The sequence below is a fragment of the Natronosalvus sp. KLKA75 genome, assembly GCF_059736265.1.
The window spans coordinates 2,262,149-2,276,662 of sequence record NZ_CM185522.1 but is presented as its reverse complement, the minus strand read 5'-3'; the positions used below and the strand labels follow the sequence as shown (position 1 = coordinate 2,276,662).

The following is a 14,514-nucleotide window of genomic DNA, read 5'->3' as shown; positions in this document are numbered from 1 at the left end:
ATTCGCCGAGAACGAGTCACGAAAACGAGACAGCCGGGTCGCTCAGTCGTCTGCCGGCGCCGCTCGCGACTGTACCTCGAGGTCGCCGTCGTCGAGCCGTTGTTCGACGTTGCGGGCGGCTTCGACCATGTTCTTCATCTTGCCGTAAGCGACCTCACGGGGGAGGAGTTTCACGCCGCAGTCGGGCGAGACGACCAACTGTTCCGGGGGGACGATCTCGAGGCCCTTCTCGATGTTGCGCTCGATGTTCTCGACCGACTCGACCTCGGCGTCGTGGACGTCGACGACGCCGAAGGCCAGGTCCTTGGTGAACTCGGGGTCTTTGAACACCTCGAGCTGGTCGTAGTCGCCGTTGGCGAGTTCGAGGTCGAACTCGTCGACGGGGAACTCCAGTATTTCGGGGTAGATCCTGGAGTAGTCCCCGTAGCAGACGTGGAGGCCGATTCGCACGTCCTCGGGGATGTCGGCGACGATGCGCTCGAGACACTCGCCGACGATGGCGTGGTCGTCGGGCGTGGTCGCGAGGGCCGGTTCGTCGATCTGGATGTAGCGAGCGCCAGCCTCGACGAGCTTTTCGATCTCTTCGTTGACCAGGTCCGCGAGGTCGTACGAGAGCGACTCTTCGTCGTCGTAGGCTTCGTTGAACGACCAGTTCGCGAGGGTGTACGGACCCGTGATGGGGACCTTCACCGGGCGGTCGGTCGCCGACGCCGTGAACTCGTACTCGTCGACCAGCCACGTCTCGTCGTACTCGACCTCACTGACGACCGACGGCTTGTCGAAGTAGTTGTGGCCCCAGACCTTGACCGGGCCGTTGAACTCGTAGCCCTCGATTCGGTGGGCGAAGTACTCGACCATCTCGTTGCGTCGCATTTCGCCGTCGACGACCACGTCGAGGCCGGCGCGCTCGTGTTCGTTCGTGATGAGACGCGCCGCGTCGTCTTTGGCCTCCTGGTAGTCGTCGGCGTCGAAGCCGTGCTCCGGGTCCCGGTACAGCTCTTTCGCCCGGTTGAGCCACTTGGGCTTGGGGTAGCTGCCGACGACCGTCGTCAGCAGGAAGTGCTCGGCCGCGTGGTCCTCGGGTCGGAACTGGTCTTTGTTCGCGTTCTGGTGCTGGCTCATGCGTGGGTCACCTCCGCGAGCGCGGCGGCCTCGGCCAGCGCCTCGAGTTTCGACTCGAACTTCGCGTACGGCAGGTAGAACGTCTCGGTGTTCGTCGTCAGGTACGTCGTCTCGAAGTCGGTGACTGGAATCTGGTCGAACACCCAGTCGACCCGCTCGCGGATCGCTTCGGGCTCCTCGAGGAGGGTGTTCTGGCCGTCGGCCAGTCCCAGCGAAACGTCGTCGGTCGCGCCGTACTCCTGGATGTTGTAGAGGTTCTGGTCCTGTTCGGTCACGAAGTCGAACCCGAGCGCGTCGAAGTCGGCGTCGAGGAGGTGGGCGTAGATCTTCTCCTCGAGCGCGCCGTAGAACGGCTGGACGATGACCTTGGCGTCGGTCGCGTTCGCGACGGTGTCAACCGCCTCGCTCGCGAGTTCGTCGAGGCCGTCACCGGGTGGATTCTCGACGAGCGACGGCTCGAGCAGGAAGAGCGTCTCGTGGGCCGGGAACGCCTCGACTTCCCCGGCTAAGAAGTCGGCGACGGCCGACAGGAACGTCTCCTCGTCGCCGTAGTGGTCGTCGGTAGCCAGGTCGAAAAGCGAGTACGGGCCGGGGAGGACGGCCTGGAGCGGTTCATCCGTCAACGCGGCGGCGGCCTCGAGTTCGCCTGCGACGTCGCCCGAGAACGTTAGGTCGTCGGTGACGACGGGGTCGCGATAGAAGTTGTTGTTGTCGTAGTAGCGGACGATGCCCCCCGTGTCGACGGCGTCGTGCACGGTTAGCGGGTGAGCGAGCATGTCGTCCCAGCGAAGCTGGCCCTCCGAGATCAGGTCCAGTCCGGCCTCGACCTGGGTCTCGACGACCTCGGCGCGTGCCTCGTCGTAGATGTTCGTGACCGTCTCACCCTCGTCGCCGCTGATGAGGTCGTGTTTCTGGTGTCCTTTCGCGTCGGATAAATCGTCTTTCGCCCAGTCCGGGAGCGGAAACAGCCCCGGCGTGGTCGATACGTACTCGGTCATGCGTAGACGAGGCTAGGCTATGCCGGTGCTTAATATTTTCCATACACTCGTATGCCTACGAGTTATCTGAAGTGGGCTTGAGAAGGCATTCGATCTATTCGAGGACGGCGTCGAAACGGCGGAACTCTCGCTCGATGCAGTTACCTCGAAACGCGAATGGCCACAGAAGATACATTCCGGACCCAATTACCGAACCAGTTCGAGTACCGTCAGTGTCTCGAACGGGAACGACTCGTCAGCGACGGCGACCGCACTGAACCCCTCCTCGCCCGCGCGTTCGACCACCGCGTCGACCCCCGTGAGACTGCTGACCAGCAGGAGGACGACGCCGCCGCGGGCCAGTACCCGGGACACCGTCTCGAGGAACGGGTCGATCACCGCCCGGCCGTCCTCGCCACCCGAGAGGGCGCGCTCCATCCAGTCGTCCCACTCGTGGTCCGGGTCCGTGGGCAGGTACGGCGGGTTGAACGCGACGGCGTCGAAGGTGTCCGCTCGGAACGGCGAGACGAGGTCCGCCTGTACCGCCTCGAGCCCACGGTCGCGCGCGTTCCTTGTCGCGTGCGGATTGACGTCGGCGGCAACGACTCGAGCCCCTATCTCGGTGGCGATCCGGTCGGCGACGTATCCCGAACCGGTGCCGACCTCGAGGACCAGGTCCTCGCCCTCGAGTCGGTCACAGGCCGCGTCCGCGAGCAGTTGCGAATCCTCCGCCGGCTGGTAGACGTCGGTCTCGAGGCCGCGACGCTCGGCGAGATCCTTTCCCATCAGTCGTCCTCCGACGGTCGACTGGAGGCCGTCCCTCGAGCTGTCGTTTCGTTCACCGGTTCGTTCACTCGCATTCGAAAGCCGTCGGTCTCCTCGCGTCCGCTCAACTCCCGCTGTGGGTACGGAATCTTGACGTCGGCTTCCTCGAACTGGGTCTTGATCGCGCTGATGGCCTTCGTCCGGGCCGTCCAGCGCCGTCGCGCGCTCGGCCGATCGATCCAGAAGCGAACGCCCAGGACGACCGACGACTCGCCGAAGTGCTTCGTGACGACCATTGGCTCTGGGACGTCCATCACCTCCTCGATCGGCTCGAGGGCATCTCGAGCGAGGGTCGCCGCCTGATCGACGTCGACGCTGTAGTCGACGCCGACTTCGACCTCGATGCGAAGACGCCCCTTCTTCGAGCGGTTCGTCACGATGCTCGTCGTGACGACGTCGTTGGGAACGACGATGTACTCCCCGTCGAACGACTGAATTTGCGTATTGAAGATCGAGATGTTCGTGACCGTCCCCTCCCGGCCGTCGATCTCGACCCAGTGGCCAATCTCGAACGACCGGGAGAACATCAGGACGAACCCGGCGAGCAACGCACCGAGAGTCTGCCTGGCGGCCATACCGACGACGATCCCCAGGAACCCGGCCCCGACGAGGAGCCCGCTGAGGTCGTCGATCCAGATACTGAGGACGATTACGAGCGTGACGGACCAGATGAAGACCTGGATGACGCGATTCGACACCTCCTCCTGGTGTTTCGTAACCGTCGTCGAGGAGGCCACCACGTCGTGTAACAGCCGCCTCACGAATCGCCAGACGATGTAGGTCAGTACGACCATCACGAACGAGGCGGTCATGCGAGGAAGGAACGTCCCGTCCGGGTCGAACCGCGAGAGGACCGTCGACAGTTCCTCGGTCGCCCCCCAGACACCGACGGCCACGTATAGCGCCAATCCCCCCGTCCCGAAGAGGAGAATCGTCGCGACGATATCGGCGTACAGCGCCCTCGAGCGGTCGGAAATCCAGGACTGGAGTCGTCGATGGAAAATCAACACGAGCAGGAACAGCCCCGTAACGACGGCCGTCGCCACTCCCTTCTGGATCTGGGTGTGGAACGTGTTTTCGAGCCACTCGAGCCCGGTGAACGCGTCTACCACGGATTCTCACCCCTCACCCGAACGGCCCACCTCGTCGGCGAGGGTCGCCAGTTCGGCGAACTCGGTGGGCGTGACGGCCCCCGCCCGTTTACCCAGCAGATCCTCGTCCGCCGCCTCGACGACGGCGTCCGCGTCATCGAGCCCCGAGATGTGAGCCGTATTGCGAATCGCGTTCCGTATCGTCTTCCGTCGCTGGGTGAACACCGCCTTGACGAACCGCAGGAAGAACGCCTCGTCGGCGACCTCGTAGTCGGGCGTCCGCGGGGTCGACCGGACGACTGCACTCTCGACCTGCGGCGGCGGCGAAAACGCCTCCTTCGGGATCGTCTCGACGATTTCGACGGCCGCGAAGTGCTGGGCCGACACCGACAGCCGCCCGTACTCGGGCATCCCCGGCTCGGCGACCATTCGCTCGGCGAACTCCTGCTGGAACATCAGGACGAGCGGGCGCTTTTCGGGGAGGAGGCGAAAGGCAATCTGGCTCGACACGCCATAGGGTAGGTTCGAGACCGACGCCGAAAAGGAGGGCAAGTCGACCTCGAGGGCGTCGCCCTGGATGACGGTCAGGCGGCCAGCCGTGACCTCCTCGGCGAACTCTTCCTCGAGAAACGCGGCCAGCCGCCGGTCTCGTTCAACGACGGTCACTTCGTCGGCAACGGCGAGCAGTCGGTCCGTGAGCGCACCTGTCCCGCCGCCGATCTCGAGGAGGTGGCTCGTCACCTCGCGGGTCGATTCGATCGAATTCTCGCGCGTGTCCGGTGGGTCGTCGAGGTCGATCGACTCGAGATACGTCGGCAACCGGTCGAGGACGCGATCGTCGACGAGAAAGTGTTGATCGCGGTCGGGATCACCGCGAACCCCCGCCCTTGCGATTAACCCGTCTGGATCTCTCATTGCCCGGGCATAGGTGGCAGGGGGCCGTAAACGCACCGTCTCGAGAGCGCGTTACTCGCGTGAATAGTCGTTGGACAAAAGCTATCGCGTGAATAGTCGTTGCGTGAAGTCGTCGCGTGAATAGCCGTTGCTCGCAACCGGCAGTGAAGACGAAAAGGAGAGCACGCTACTCGTCGCGCTGGTCTCGGCCCACGAACGTCCGATACTTGAGGTCCTCGTCCCGCAACTCCTCGAGGATCCGATTCGCCAGCACCTCGTCGGGGTCGTGCAGTCCCGAAACCCGATCCTCGAGGTCCTCGAAGCTCTCGAAGGGCTTTCGCTTTCGCTGGTCGAGGATGTTGTTCCGGAGTTTCTTCCCGATGCCTGGCAACAGGTTGAGCTGGTGGAGCCGAAGCGTGATCGGCTGGGCATCGTTGTAGAAGTCCACGAACCGCTGTTCGTTCTCCTCGATGAGGTCGGCGATGACGTACTCGAGTTCCGACTGGGCACCCGAGGAGAGGTCGTCGTACTCGACGGGGTGACACTCCTCGACGACGTCGCGCTCTGCTGAGGGCTCGACGACGACTCGGGTGCCAATCGTGAGCCGAGCGTCCTCGTCGAAGGCGACCTGGTACAGCGTGAAGTCGTCCACGCCGAGGGCGTAGCCGGCCGGTGACTGCTGGTAGCGACGGCGGCCACCCGAGAGCCCGTGGGCCAGATAATCCAGCACGACCGCTCGGCGCACGTCCACGTCCGTCTCATCGCTGTCGGCTTCGCTCATTGACTCGCAGTACGGCGACGGAATACTTAAAGAGTCGGCTCAGCGACGGTTCGCGCGAACGACGTACAGCGAGCCGAAGTCGGACACGACGACGCCCTCGATGGGACCGTCCTCAGACGTACTTCGCGATGACGTTGAGAATCTCGTCGAGTTCGTCACCCGAGACGGAGTAGCGCTGCTGGGCGAACACGGTTCGAAGCTCCTGTCGGTCCCGCGGGAGCAAGTTCACGATCTTGTACGCCGTTGGCTCGTCGACCTTCTCGAGGTCCTGGAGGTCCTCGACGAGGGCGTTCGCGTCCTCGGTCTCGAGGATGGCGAAGCGGTTGACGTGCTCGATGGCGCGCGCGAGTTCGTATCGCAGCTCGCGCTCGTCGTCGAGCGCTCGTTCGGTCTCGATGTCCTCGAGGAGGTCCTTCGTCTCCGAGACCGTCAAGTACTCCTCGTCGACGATCTCTTTGAAGATCGTCATTCCTGGGCGCGGAGGTGGGCAGCGGTGACGATCAGCGTCTTCGCCTTCCCGCCGTCGGTGATCTCGACTTTGAAGGCTTTGCCCTGTTTGCCGACGACCTCACCGGTGTGGCCGTCGAACCGTGGGTGATAGCGCCCTTTCGGAACGCTCGGGTCGATCTTGAGGTGGACCTTCTGGCCCACGTCGTACTCCTGAATCGCACGTTGCGGCGGCGAGGTCCCACGATCGCGGGGATTGTTCGAGAGCTTTCGCCGGGTTCCCTGACGAGGTCCGTTCGAGTTCGGCATAGTCGTACGACGCTCTTGACCGGTGACGGTTATAAAACGCACGTTCTCGACCCGTCTCGTCTCGAGTCACGGCTGCCGCTCGAGGAAGCTACAGGTGAGGCAATTCGTAATCGAGGAGTCGGGAATCTCGACCGAGAAAGGGAACAGTAATCCCGCCGGCGGTTGCCTCCGTACGTATGAGTGACGATCGCGGTACCGACGATGGCAACGGTAATAGTAACGGTGCCGGTGACGGTGAAGATAACGCCACAGGGACGTTCCGCTTCGAGACCCGTTCGATCCACGCGGGCCAGGAGCCCGACGACGAAACCGGCGCTCTCATGACACCGATTTTTGCGAACTCGACGTACGAACAGGACGGCCCCGGCGACCACCGCGGCTACGAGTACTCACGAACCGGCAACCCCACGCGTGACGACCTCGAGGCTAACCTCGCGAGCCTCGAAGGTGCCGAGTACGGCCGCTGTTTCTCGAGCGGCATGGGTTCGATCAACACCGTCTGCAACCTGCTGGAGTCCGGCGACCACGTCGTCACCGGAAACGACGTCTACGGCGGCACCCACCGCATCTTCACCCAGGTCTACGAGCAGTACGAGATCGAATTCACCTTCGTCGACATGACCGATCTCGAGGCGATCGACGCGGCGTTCCAGGACAACACCGAACTCCTGTGGCTCGAGACCCCGACCAATCCGCTCATGTCCATCGTCGACATCGAGGGCGCTGCCGAGATTGCCCACGACCACGACGCCATCTGCGCCATCGACAACACATTCGCCACGCCGTACCTCCAGCGCCCGCTCGAGCTGGGCGCCGACGTGGTCAGTCATTCGCTCACCAAGTACCTCGGCGGCCACTCCGACGTCGTCGGCGGGGCGCTCCTGACGAACGACGCTGAGCTCGACGAGCGCTTCGGCTTCTACCAGAACTCCGTGGGCGCGACCCCCGGCCCGTTCGACGCCTTCCTCGTCCTCCGCGGAACCAAGACCCTCCCCGTCCGGATGGATCGCCACTGCGAGAACGCCCGCGTCATCGCTCAGTGGCTCGACGAGCACCCCGACGTCGACCGCGTCTACTACCCCGGCCTCGAGAGTCACCCCGGCCACGAGATCGCGGCCCGGCAGATGGACGACTTCGGGGGCATGCTCAGCTTCGAACTCGACGGCACGCTCGAGCAGGCCAGCGACGTCGTCTCGAACACGGAGGTGTTCACCCTCGCCGAGAGCCTCGGTGGCGTCGAGAGCCTAATCGAACAGCCCGCGCCGATGACTCACGCGGCGATCCCCCGCGAAGAGCGCATCGCGGCCGGTCTGACCGACAGCCTGATCCGCGTCTCGGTGGGCATCGAGCACGTCGACGACCTGATCGGGGACCTCGATCAGTCGATCGAAGTGGCGCTCGAATGAGCCAATCCGAATGAGCCAACTCGAACGATCACTCCCCATAGACGAATCCACCGCCCGACGTGTCGTCGCCGTCGCTCGAGAGAACGGCTTCGCTCTCGTCGCCGCGGGCGTCGCGTTCTACATCTTCAACACCCTGATCCCGCTGGTCATCTTCGTCCTCATCGGGATGACGACCGTCGGCTGGCTCGAGAGCATCCTCCAGCTCGCGGCACCCGCGTTCGGGGCCGACCCGGAATCGCTGATCTCCACGATGGACGGTATGATCGGCGAGGGGTCGGGTCGAGGGCGGGCCGCGGCGATCGCCGCCGCCATTCTCGCCTGGAGTTCGTTCACGACGTTCCAGTCGATCAACCGCGCGTTCGGTCACGTTTACGGCGTCCAGGCGGAACGGTCGCTTCGCCAGACCGCTCGAGACACCTGCCTGGTACTCGTGACGGTCGCCCTCGCCCTCGTCTCGATAATCGTCGTGCAGGTCGGCCTCCTGACCACTGCTGGCAAGACGGTGGCCCTAGTGGTGAGCCTCCCGCTCCTAGCAGTTGCACTGTTTGCCGTCTTCTTCCCGATGTTCTACCAGTTTTCGCCGTCAGCCGTGACGTTCAGGGAAGCGCTGCCCGGCGCCGTCCTCGTGGCGGTGTCCTGGACCGTGGGTGCGTTCGGCTTCCGGCTCTACCTGACGACCGCCGAAAGCGTCGAACTGTACGGCGTCGCCGGCGCCGTCATGTTACTCCTGACCTGGCTGTACCTGGGAGCACTGGCGCTGCTCGCGGGAATCGTCCTCAACGCCGTCAAAGCAGGCCGGGCCGAAGCCGAGGATCGATGGACGATCGATTGATCGCGCGATCACCGGCGCACCCTCTGCTGTAGTGGACGAACTATCTATTCTATAGTAAAATCGATTTGTGACGGCCAGTCGAAACGATCCGATGGGACCGCGCTGAGCGGTCGCTGACTCGAGTACACCGAGGCACACTCGCGCTCGGCGGTCATCGGTCGCGACGACACGAATCAATGGACGAACGTCGTCACTCGAGGTGGAGGCGATGGGACGAAAAATCGGTAAACGGGTCCTACTCAGATACGCCCGACGTTCTCGACGTTGACGCTCTCGACGCCCTCGACCTCGCTGAAGGCCTCTTCGACGCCCTCGGTGCCACCGGCACCGTCGGGGACGATGACGGTCGGGTAGAGCGCGACGAGGCCGAACGCGACTTCCTCGCGCTCGACGCCATTGATCTTCGCGCCCTCTGAGAGGGCGGTCTCGAGGCGCTCCTGGAGCGCGTCGAGGTCGATATCGGGACTCTGCGGCATGACTTTGATCTTGGCGGCTACTTTTCCCATGGTATCAGGGGCCGAGGAACCCACAGTCGGGGCACTCGTAGAGGTTGCTCTGTTTGCGACACTTGGCACAGCGGTAGATCTGTGCGCCACAGTCGGGGCACTTGAACGACGCGGCGTTCGTGCCCGCGATGTTGATCCCACAGGAGACGCACGAGCGAGTCTCCCGTCGGTCCGTGGAACTCATACTCGCTTCTTCCCGCCCGTCGCTTTTAACGGTTGTCTTTCGGATTACCGGCGGTCACTCACCCTCTCGAGCCTCGTCGCTTCTCAGAGCCCGGCGAGAGCTAACGGACCGATCAACACGCCCATCAGGTGGACGCGCCTGGCCTGCAGGCGGACGGGAACCAGCCCGACGACGGTGGCCACGCCGAACGTGAGAACGCCGATCGGACCTGCGAACAGGAACGCGAGACAGACCAGCATCGATAGCACCGCCGCCGAAATCCGCCAGTACTCGAGTCGACCGACCAGTTCGAGGTAGGCGTCCCCGACGACGATCACCAGCGCGAACCCAATGACGCCGGCCAGGACGATGCCGGAGAGGAGGATGGGAAGTTCGAGCGGTGCATCGACGCGTTGAAAGGCGACCATGACACCCGAACGTGGCTGGCCGATGGCGACGAGCGCGAAGAGCGCGAAGATCGTATTGGCCGTATCGACGCCGCTCGTCGCCACGATGTAACTCCGGGCAGTGGCCCCACCTGGGAGGACGACGAGAACGGCGACTGCGGCGATAGCCGCGGAGATGCCGGGGAGGTAACCGACGACGGCACCGGACAGCGCGCCGGCGACAGCTGTCACCAGAAGTAGCGGTCGGGACATCCGGAGAATCGTTCCTCCCTGTGGCGGGACGCCGCCGCCCCGAACGGCGTCGATCAACACCGGCGCACCGAAGAGGCCGGCGAACAGCGGCGCGAGCATCCCACCGGCCTCGAGGGGTGCATCGGGCGACAGATCGAGCGTCGCCCACCCGAGAGTCGCCGCGAGCGAAAACGAGAAGAGACCGGCGAAGCGACGCCGCCACGTGGACTCCGAGAGTACGAGAGCGAGAACGATCACCACGAGCAACACCGAGAGGTTGGCTCGTAGTTGGGGGTAGACGGCCGTGACGGCGGCGGTCACGGGAATCGCCAGCGGAATCGCCACGAGGACGGCCAACAGGCTCCCGACCGCCGAGAGCCGAATCGCCTCGAAGCCCCGGCCCTCGAGTACCAGCTGGTGGCCCGGTAGCGCCGTAACGGCCATCTCGGCATCGGGGACTCCGAGGGCCATCGCCGGGACGGCGTTCAGGAAGGTGTGGACGACGCCCGCCGAGAGCATCGCACAGCCGACGAACAGCGTTGGACCGGGAACCGACGGGGCGACGCCTGCGAGCAAGAGGGCGAAGTTGTTCGCGTGCAACCCGGGAATGAGGCCGCTGACCGAACCGAGGGCGGCACCGCCGAGGATCCAGCACAGGAGGGCGGCCGTGAACGTCGGATTTACGGTCACCTCGAGGAACGCCTGTGCCATTGGTCGCGTCTGGGCGCGTTTCAGTACTTAAACTCGAGTAGACCACTGGTCGTTCCCCGATCGGACTCCAGATAACGAAATTGTCTGAGTCTTTGTGGCAGAAAATCCCCGGACTCGAGTCTCGACCTTCCGATCAAGACGGACACGTACGAACCGGGTGGCGTTGCCTGTACCACCGAAGTGTCTCACGACAGGTATGGTCTCTCGACCACCCTTTCGACGGAACTGAATCGAACTTATCTCACCCTGATTGGTGTTCATATCGATTACGAACATACGTGGGCTGTGATTCTTGGATGGCTCGAGATTACCATCTCGAGGTCGAAGTTTGGTGTCACTCTCACCGGAGGAGCGAGTTGGAGACTCTACGAGGCGACGGGCCCGTGACCGATTGAGTTGATCTCGACGGGTGCAACGGAGGTCGCTGACTTAGACGTCGGTTTCGTAAAATAAATCCTCTTTCAGATATGGATAAACACATGGCTCAAACTGAGAAGTACCGAACGTACGTCATCCTCGTGATGGTGTGCGTCCTCGTCAGTATGAACGGATTCTTGCTCTATTACCAACTTGGATGGGGAGCCACAGTGGCAGCGGTCGTCGTCGGACTGGTTCTCGCGACCGGCGTGACCAGCCTGACGACGCCGCTTGACTGAGGCCTATCGTCGGCCAACGGTTTTAGGCAGTAACGGTGCTGTGGCTCTCACGTTAGTTTGACTCCGAAAAAATCAGTGTGAAACGTCGAAACCCGATTTAGCCGAAGAGTTCGCCGAGGCCCTCGCCGCTGGCCTCCTCTTCCTCGTCATCGTCGTCGTCCGTCGTGTCCGGCACGTCGCTGGTCTCTTCGGCTTCCTCGGCCTCGTCCTCGTCGGCGGCGGCGGCCGCACCGCCGGCGGCAGCGCCGGCAGCGGGGACCGCAGCGGCCTCGGAGACGGCCTCGTCGATGTCGACGTCCTCGAGCGCGGCGACGAGCGCCTTGACGCGGGATTCCTCGACTTCGACGCCGGCGGCCTCGAGCACGCCGGTCAGGTTGTCTTCGTTGATCTCTTCGTCGGTCTCGTTCAGGATGAGTGCTGCGTAAACGTATTCCATTGGTGTAATCCTCGTAGTGTGTTTGTGTCTGTGTTATCCGAACATTGCGCCGAGTCCTTCTGCGCCGTCACCGTCGTCATCGTCCTCGTCTTCGTCATCATCAGCGGCCTCGGACTCGTCGCCGTTCTGGTCGTCGCTCGATTCTTCCTCAGACCCTGCCGCACCCGCGTCCGCGGCGGGGGCCTCGACGCCCTGGAGTTCCTCCGGGAGCGCCTCCTCGTCGTCGATCTGGGCCGCGATCGCGCGCAGTTGCGCGTCGGCCTTGCGGACGAGGTCGGGCATGAGGTCGTCGTTCTCGATCGCCGCGTGGAGGCCGAGGCTCTTGGCCTCGCCCGTCGCCTTCGCGATGATCGTCGGCACGGTCTGGGCCGTCGGGTAGCCCGCGTTGATCGAGAGGTTGCGTGCGAAGGCCGCGGCCGTCTGCACGTCGCTCTCGTAGGCCTCGACGTCGATGTCGAGGTCCTCGGGGTCGAACAGCACGCCCTCGGAGAAGACGGCGCGCAGGTCGAGACCCACTTCCTTGGGCTCGATGCCGAGTTCGTTGAGGACGTTCGCGAGGTCCGCGGACACTTCTTCGCCGGCCTCGAGGACGGTCGAGTCCTCCATGACCTGGATCGAACCCTCCTCGATCCGGGCATTGGCCCCGACCTGCTGGAGTTCGCCCACGAACGGCCCGGGGTCGACCCCGGTGTCACCCTCGGGGATGACGATGTCGTTCGGGGCCACCTCGCCGGCGTTGATCGGCGCGGGCGTCTTCGAGGCCTCGAGTTCCTTGTACAGGGCGAACGGGTTCGCGTTCGTCGCGACCAGGCCGACCTGTCCGTCGACGTGCTCGACGAGGTCGTCGAGTCCGCCGGACTCGAGCGCGCGCGTCTGCAGGGTGTTGCGGCTGACGCGGACCACGGCGGTGCCGTGGAGGCCGCGACGCATGTCCTGCAGCTGCTTCGAGGGGATCCCGGTGATGCCGATGACGCCGACGCTCTCGTAGTCCTCGATGAGGGTCTCGAGTTCGTCGACCTCCTCGCGCTTCCACTCGGGAAGGTTCTCGGTCTTGCGTTCGGCTTCCGCCTGTGCTTCGGCGCTCATCTCAGGCCACCTCCACGGACGGCCCCATCGTCGTCTTCACGTAGACGGAGTCGATGTTCTGTGGGCCTTTCTCGAGGTCGGCGTGCAGACGCCGGAGGATGACGTCGATGTTGTCGGCGATGTCCTCGGCGCCCATGTCCTCGGCACCGACGCGCGTGTGGAACGTGCGTCGGTCCCGCGAGCGAACTTGCACGGTGTTTTTCAGTCGGTTGACCGTCTCGACGACATCGTCGTCGGGCGAGAGCGGGTCCGGCATCTTCCCTCGCGGGCCCAGGATCGTCCCCAGGTGCCGCGCAATGTCCTGCATCATCGCCTCCTCGGCGATGAAGAAGTCGGTTTCGTCCGCCAGATCTTTGGCGTCGTCGTCGTCCAGATCGGCCACGTCGCTCCCCGAAAGCACCTGGTCCGCGACCTCCTCGGCGCGGACGGCGGTCTCGCCTTCGGCGATGACGATAATTTGGGTCTCCTGGCCGGTTCCAGACGGCAACACGACGGACTCGTCGACACGATTCGACGGTTCGTTGAGGTCTAGATCGCGCAGATTGATCGCAAGGTCGACCGTCTCGGTAAAGTTCCGATCGGGCGCGTCCTCGAGTGCGCGAGTGACTGCTGTTTCGATATCCGAATTTGCCATCGTTCACCTCCGTAGTACGCAGGGTATGCTCCTACGGGTCAGTGAAACAGGCCATGCCTGTCTCGCTTTGAGAAAGTGTCATGGCGAACTTAAACCCGTCGAACTCCGCGCCTCGAGGAGCGAGGAGTTTCGTGGCCTCGAATTGGCCCAGGCGGTCGACGCAATTCGAGCGCGTGGTTCGCCCCGACCGATTCAGAAAAGACTACCAATTAGAAATTATGAATGTGCAATTGACCGAAATATACATTATCGTGGCAGATGTAGGACGCGACAATGGGGCCGATAGATTTATACGCTATCGTTGGGGGCGTCGGGGGAGAGGGCGAGAGCGGGTCCGTTCACGTGTACGAACAAGCGGTCGCGGCGTTTATCGGGCTGTCGCCGCTGGAGCAGGCCGTCATTCAGGCCGTCGCGATCGTCTTGGTCGGCGGGGCTGCGCTCGGAATCCTCCGGTATTCGGGGACGAAGACGCTCGAGGTTTCCAGACGGAGTCCGGTCATCTCCCTGTGTATCGGTCTTCCAGGTGCGCTCGTCCTCGGCGGCCTGTTCTACACCGGCATCCTCCTTTCGTCCTCGCCGGTCGGGATTTTCTTCGCGATTCCACTCGTCGGCATCGGCGTGATCGTACTTCCGGTGAGTGCGGCACTCGGCTACGTCGCCATCGGGGCGACGATTGCGACCCGAGTCGGCCTGTCTCGGACCGCCGTCTGGGTGATCGCAGGCGGCCTCCTCGGTGGGGTTTCCGCGCTCGTCCCGGTTCTCGGAATCGCATTCGTCACGATAGCCACCGCGCTGGGGGTCGGTGCCGGTACTCGAGTGCTCGTCGGGAACGGTGGCGTTCGCCAGCCAGAGGAACGGGTCGTTCCACCGGCGAACAAGGTGTAGGCACTCGAGCGATTGTTGCAGCATTCTGGACGTAACGGACAGTTTGACGCGGTGAGCCGAATTGGACGTGACTAGGCAAGGTGGACGTGGTGAGCCGAATTGGACGTAGTGAGAC

General features: G+C 63.7%; 18 protein-coding genes. 4 read left to right on the top strand and 14 right to left on the bottom strand.

The annotated features are described in order from the left end of the window. Positions 1 to 42 precede the first annotated feature (42 nt). From AC6I65_RS11000 to AC6I65_RS10965, 8 genes are all read right to left on the bottom strand, one after another. Positions 43 to 1,122 (bottom strand): methionine synthase, encoded by a 1,080-nt coding sequence (locus AC6I65_RS11000; protein WP_497901931.1) that lies wholly within the window; start codon positions 1,120 to 1,122, stop codon positions 43 to 45. Next, positions 1,119 to 2,120, bottom strand: a complete 1,002-nt coding sequence (locus AC6I65_RS10995) for a 5-methyltetrahydropteroyltriglutamate--homocysteine methyltransferase (protein ID WP_497901930.1) — start codon at positions 2,118 to 2,120, stop codon at positions 1,119 to 1,121. The genes AC6I65_RS11000 and AC6I65_RS10995 overlap by 4 nt, the downstream gene beginning before the upstream one ends. A gap of 186 nt (positions 2,121 to 2,306) precedes the next feature. Continuing rightward, positions 2,307 to 2,885 (bottom strand): HemK2/MTQ2 family protein methyltransferase, encoded by a 579-nt coding sequence (locus tag AC6I65_RS10990; protein WP_497901929.1) that lies wholly within the window; start codon positions 2,883 to 2,885, stop codon positions 2,307 to 2,309. After that, entirely contained in the window at positions 2,885 to 4,036 is a 1,152-nt protein-coding gene (locus AC6I65_RS10985; RefSeq protein WP_497901928.1) for a mechanosensitive ion channel family protein, read from the bottom strand. Before AC6I65_RS10985 ends, AC6I65_RS10990 begins: the two co-directional genes overlap by 1 nt. Before the next feature lie 6 nt (positions 4,037 to 4,042). Continuing rightward, on the bottom strand, positions 4,043 to 4,930 hold the full coding sequence (locus tag AC6I65_RS10980; RefSeq protein WP_497901927.1) for a 16S ribosomal RNA methyltransferase A: 888 nt from the start codon (positions 4,928 to 4,930) through the stop codon (positions 4,043 to 4,045). Positions 4,931 to 5,096: 166 nt separating this feature from the next. After that, on the bottom strand, positions 5,097 to 5,690 hold the full coding sequence (locus tag AC6I65_RS10975; protein WP_497901926.1) for a DUF655 domain-containing protein: 594 nt from the start codon (positions 5,688 to 5,690) through the stop codon (positions 5,097 to 5,099). Positions 5,691 to 5,802: 112 nt separating this feature from the next. Then, entirely contained in the window at positions 5,803 to 6,159 is a 357-nt protein-coding gene (locus AC6I65_RS10970; protein ID WP_254156851.1) for an RNA polymerase Rpb4 family protein, read from the bottom strand. After that, positions 6,156 to 6,446: a 50S ribosomal protein L21e gene (locus AC6I65_RS10965; RefSeq protein ID WP_253436045.1), complete on the bottom strand. Its 291-nt coding sequence runs from the start codon at positions 6,444 to 6,446 to the stop codon at positions 6,156 to 6,158. Before AC6I65_RS10965 ends, AC6I65_RS10970 begins: the two co-directional genes overlap by 4 nt. Positions 6,447 to 6,622: 176 nt before the next feature. Here AC6I65_RS10965 and AC6I65_RS10960 point away from each other — a divergent pair, with 176 nt between their 5' ends. Both AC6I65_RS10960 and AC6I65_RS10955 read left to right on the top strand, forming a co-directional pair. Continuing rightward, positions 6,623 to 7,852 carry a cystathionine gamma-synthase gene (locus tag AC6I65_RS10960; protein WP_497901925.1) on the top strand — a complete coding sequence of 410 codons (1,230 nt, stop codon included), beginning with the start codon at positions 6,623 to 6,625 and terminating at the stop codon, positions 7,850 to 7,852. A 10-nt stretch (positions 7,853 to 7,862) separates the two neighbouring features. Beyond that, on the top strand, positions 7,863 to 8,684 hold the full coding sequence (locus AC6I65_RS10955; RefSeq protein ID WP_497901924.1) for a YihY/virulence factor BrkB family protein: 822 nt from the start codon (positions 7,863 to 7,865) through the stop codon (positions 8,682 to 8,684). Positions 8,685 to 8,923: 239 nt separating this feature from the next. Here the strand turns inward: AC6I65_RS10955 and AC6I65_RS10950 are convergent, their stop codons facing one another. The 3 genes from AC6I65_RS10950 to AC6I65_RS10940 all read right to left on the bottom strand — a co-directional run bounded on the left by AC6I65_RS10950 (position 8,924) and on the right by AC6I65_RS10940 (position 10,702). Further along, complete coding sequence (locus AC6I65_RS10950) at positions 8,924 to 9,190, bottom strand: elongation factor 1-beta (RefSeq protein WP_254156846.1); 267 nt, start codon at positions 9,188 to 9,190, stop codon at positions 8,924 to 8,926. 4 nt (positions 9,191 to 9,194) lie between these two features. Beyond that, a complete protein-coding gene (locus tag AC6I65_RS10945) occupies positions 9,195 to 9,374 on the bottom strand; it encodes an HVO_2753 family zinc finger protein (protein WP_253436037.1) in 180 nt (59 codons plus the stop codon). An 83-nt stretch (positions 9,375 to 9,457) separates the two neighbouring features. After that, on the bottom strand, positions 9,458 to 10,702 hold the full coding sequence (locus AC6I65_RS10940; protein WP_497901923.1) for a tripartite tricarboxylate transporter permease: 1,245 nt from the start codon (positions 10,700 to 10,702) through the stop codon (positions 9,458 to 9,460). A gap of 479 nt (positions 10,703 to 11,181) precedes the next feature. Between AC6I65_RS10940 and AC6I65_RS10935 the strand changes: the two genes are divergently transcribed. Next, positions 11,182 to 11,358, top strand: coding sequence for a hypothetical protein (locus tag AC6I65_RS10935; RefSeq protein ID WP_253436028.1), 177 nt, complete (start codon positions 11,182 to 11,184; stop codon positions 11,356 to 11,358). A gap of 97 nt (positions 11,359 to 11,455) precedes the next feature. Here the strand turns inward: AC6I65_RS10935 and rpl12p are convergent, their stop codons facing one another. The 3 genes from rpl12p to AC6I65_RS10920 are packed head-to-tail and all read right to left on the bottom strand — an operon-like array spanning position 11,456 to position 13,514. After that, positions 11,456 to 11,794, bottom strand: coding sequence for a 50S ribosomal protein P1 (gene rpl12p / locus AC6I65_RS10930; RefSeq protein ID WP_497901922.1), 339 nt, complete (start codon positions 11,792 to 11,794; stop codon positions 11,456 to 11,458). A 33-nt stretch (positions 11,795 to 11,827) separates the two neighbouring features. Then, the gene (locus AC6I65_RS10925; protein ID WP_497901921.1) at positions 11,828 to 12,880 is read right to left on the bottom strand and encodes a 50S ribosomal protein L10; all 1,053 of its coding nucleotides are present in this window, start codon (positions 12,878 to 12,880) and stop codon (positions 11,828 to 11,830) included. Between the two features lies 1 nt (position 12,881). Then, the gene (locus AC6I65_RS10920; RefSeq protein ID WP_254156754.1) at positions 12,882 to 13,514 is read right to left on the bottom strand and encodes a 50S ribosomal protein L1; all 633 of its coding nucleotides are present in this window, start codon (positions 13,512 to 13,514) and stop codon (positions 12,882 to 12,884) included. A 273-nt stretch (positions 13,515 to 13,787) separates the two neighbouring features. On the opposite strand from AC6I65_RS10920, the gene AC6I65_RS10915 reads away from it, so the two are divergent. Then, positions 13,788 to 14,399, top strand: coding sequence for a hypothetical protein (locus AC6I65_RS10915; protein ID WP_497901920.1), 612 nt, complete (start codon positions 13,788 to 13,790; stop codon positions 14,397 to 14,399). Positions 14,400 to 14,514 lie beyond the last annotated feature (115 nt).

What these genes read in the sequence shown, in the direction of transcription:
- AC6I65_RS11000 (WP_497901931.1), bottom strand. Translation starts at nt 1,122, where the DNA reads ATGAGCCAGCACCAGAACGCGAACAAAGACCAGTTCCGACCCGAGGAC.
- AC6I65_RS10995 (WP_497901930.1), bottom strand. Translation starts at nt 2,120, where the DNA reads ATGACCGAGTACGTATCGACCACGCCGGGGCTGTTTCCGCTCCCGGAC.
- AC6I65_RS10990 (WP_497901929.1), bottom strand. Translation starts at nt 2,885, where the DNA reads ATGGGAAAGGATCTCGCCGAGCGTCGCGGCCTCGAGACCGACGTCTAC.
- AC6I65_RS10980 (WP_497901927.1), bottom strand. Translation starts at nt 4,930, where the DNA reads ATGAGAGATCCAGACGGGTTAATCGCAAGGGCGGGGGTTCGCGGTGAT.
- AC6I65_RS10975 (WP_497901926.1), bottom strand. Translation starts at nt 5,690, where the DNA reads ATGAGCGAAGCCGACAGCGATGAGACGGACGTGGACGTGCGCCGAGCG.
- AC6I65_RS10970 (WP_254156851.1), bottom strand. Translation starts at nt 6,159, where the DNA reads ATGACGATCTTCAAAGAGATCGTCGACGAGGAGTACTTGACGGTCTCG.
- AC6I65_RS10965 (WP_253436045.1), bottom strand. Translation starts at nt 6,446, where the DNA reads ATGCCGAACTCGAACGGACCTCGTCAGGGAACCCGGCGAAAGCTCTCG.
- AC6I65_RS10960 (WP_497901925.1), top strand. Translation starts at nt 6,623, where the DNA reads ATGAGTGACGATCGCGGTACCGACGATGGCAACGGTAATAGTAACGGT.
- AC6I65_RS10955 (WP_497901924.1), top strand. Translation starts at nt 7,863, where the DNA reads ATGAGCCAACTCGAACGATCACTCCCCATAGACGAATCCACCGCCCGA.
- AC6I65_RS10950 (WP_254156846.1), bottom strand. Translation starts at nt 9,190, where the DNA reads ATGGGAAAAGTAGCCGCCAAGATCAAAGTCATGCCGCAGAGTCCCGAT.
- AC6I65_RS10945 (WP_253436037.1), bottom strand. Translation starts at nt 9,374, where the DNA reads ATGAGTTCCACGGACCGACGGGAGACTCGCTCGTGCGTCTCCTGTGGG.
- AC6I65_RS10940 (WP_497901923.1), bottom strand. Translation starts at nt 10,702, where the DNA reads ATGGCACAGGCGTTCCTCGAGGTGACCGTAAATCCGACGTTCACGGCC.
- AC6I65_RS10935 (WP_253436028.1), top strand. Translation starts at nt 11,182, where the DNA reads ATGGCTCAAACTGAGAAGTACCGAACGTACGTCATCCTCGTGATGGTG.
- rpl12p (WP_497901922.1), bottom strand. Translation starts at nt 11,794, where the DNA reads ATGGAATACGTTTACGCAGCACTCATCCTGAACGAGACCGACGAAGAG.
- AC6I65_RS10925 (WP_497901921.1), bottom strand. Translation starts at nt 12,880, where the DNA reads ATGAGCGCCGAAGCACAGGCGGAAGCCGAACGCAAGACCGAGAACCTT.
- AC6I65_RS10920 (WP_254156754.1), bottom strand. Translation starts at nt 13,514, where the DNA reads ATGGCAAATTCGGATATCGAAACAGCAGTCACTCGCGCACTCGAGGAC.
- AC6I65_RS10915 (WP_497901920.1), top strand. Translation starts at nt 13,788, where the DNA reads ATGGGGCCGATAGATTTATACGCTATCGTTGGGGGCGTCGGGGGAGAG.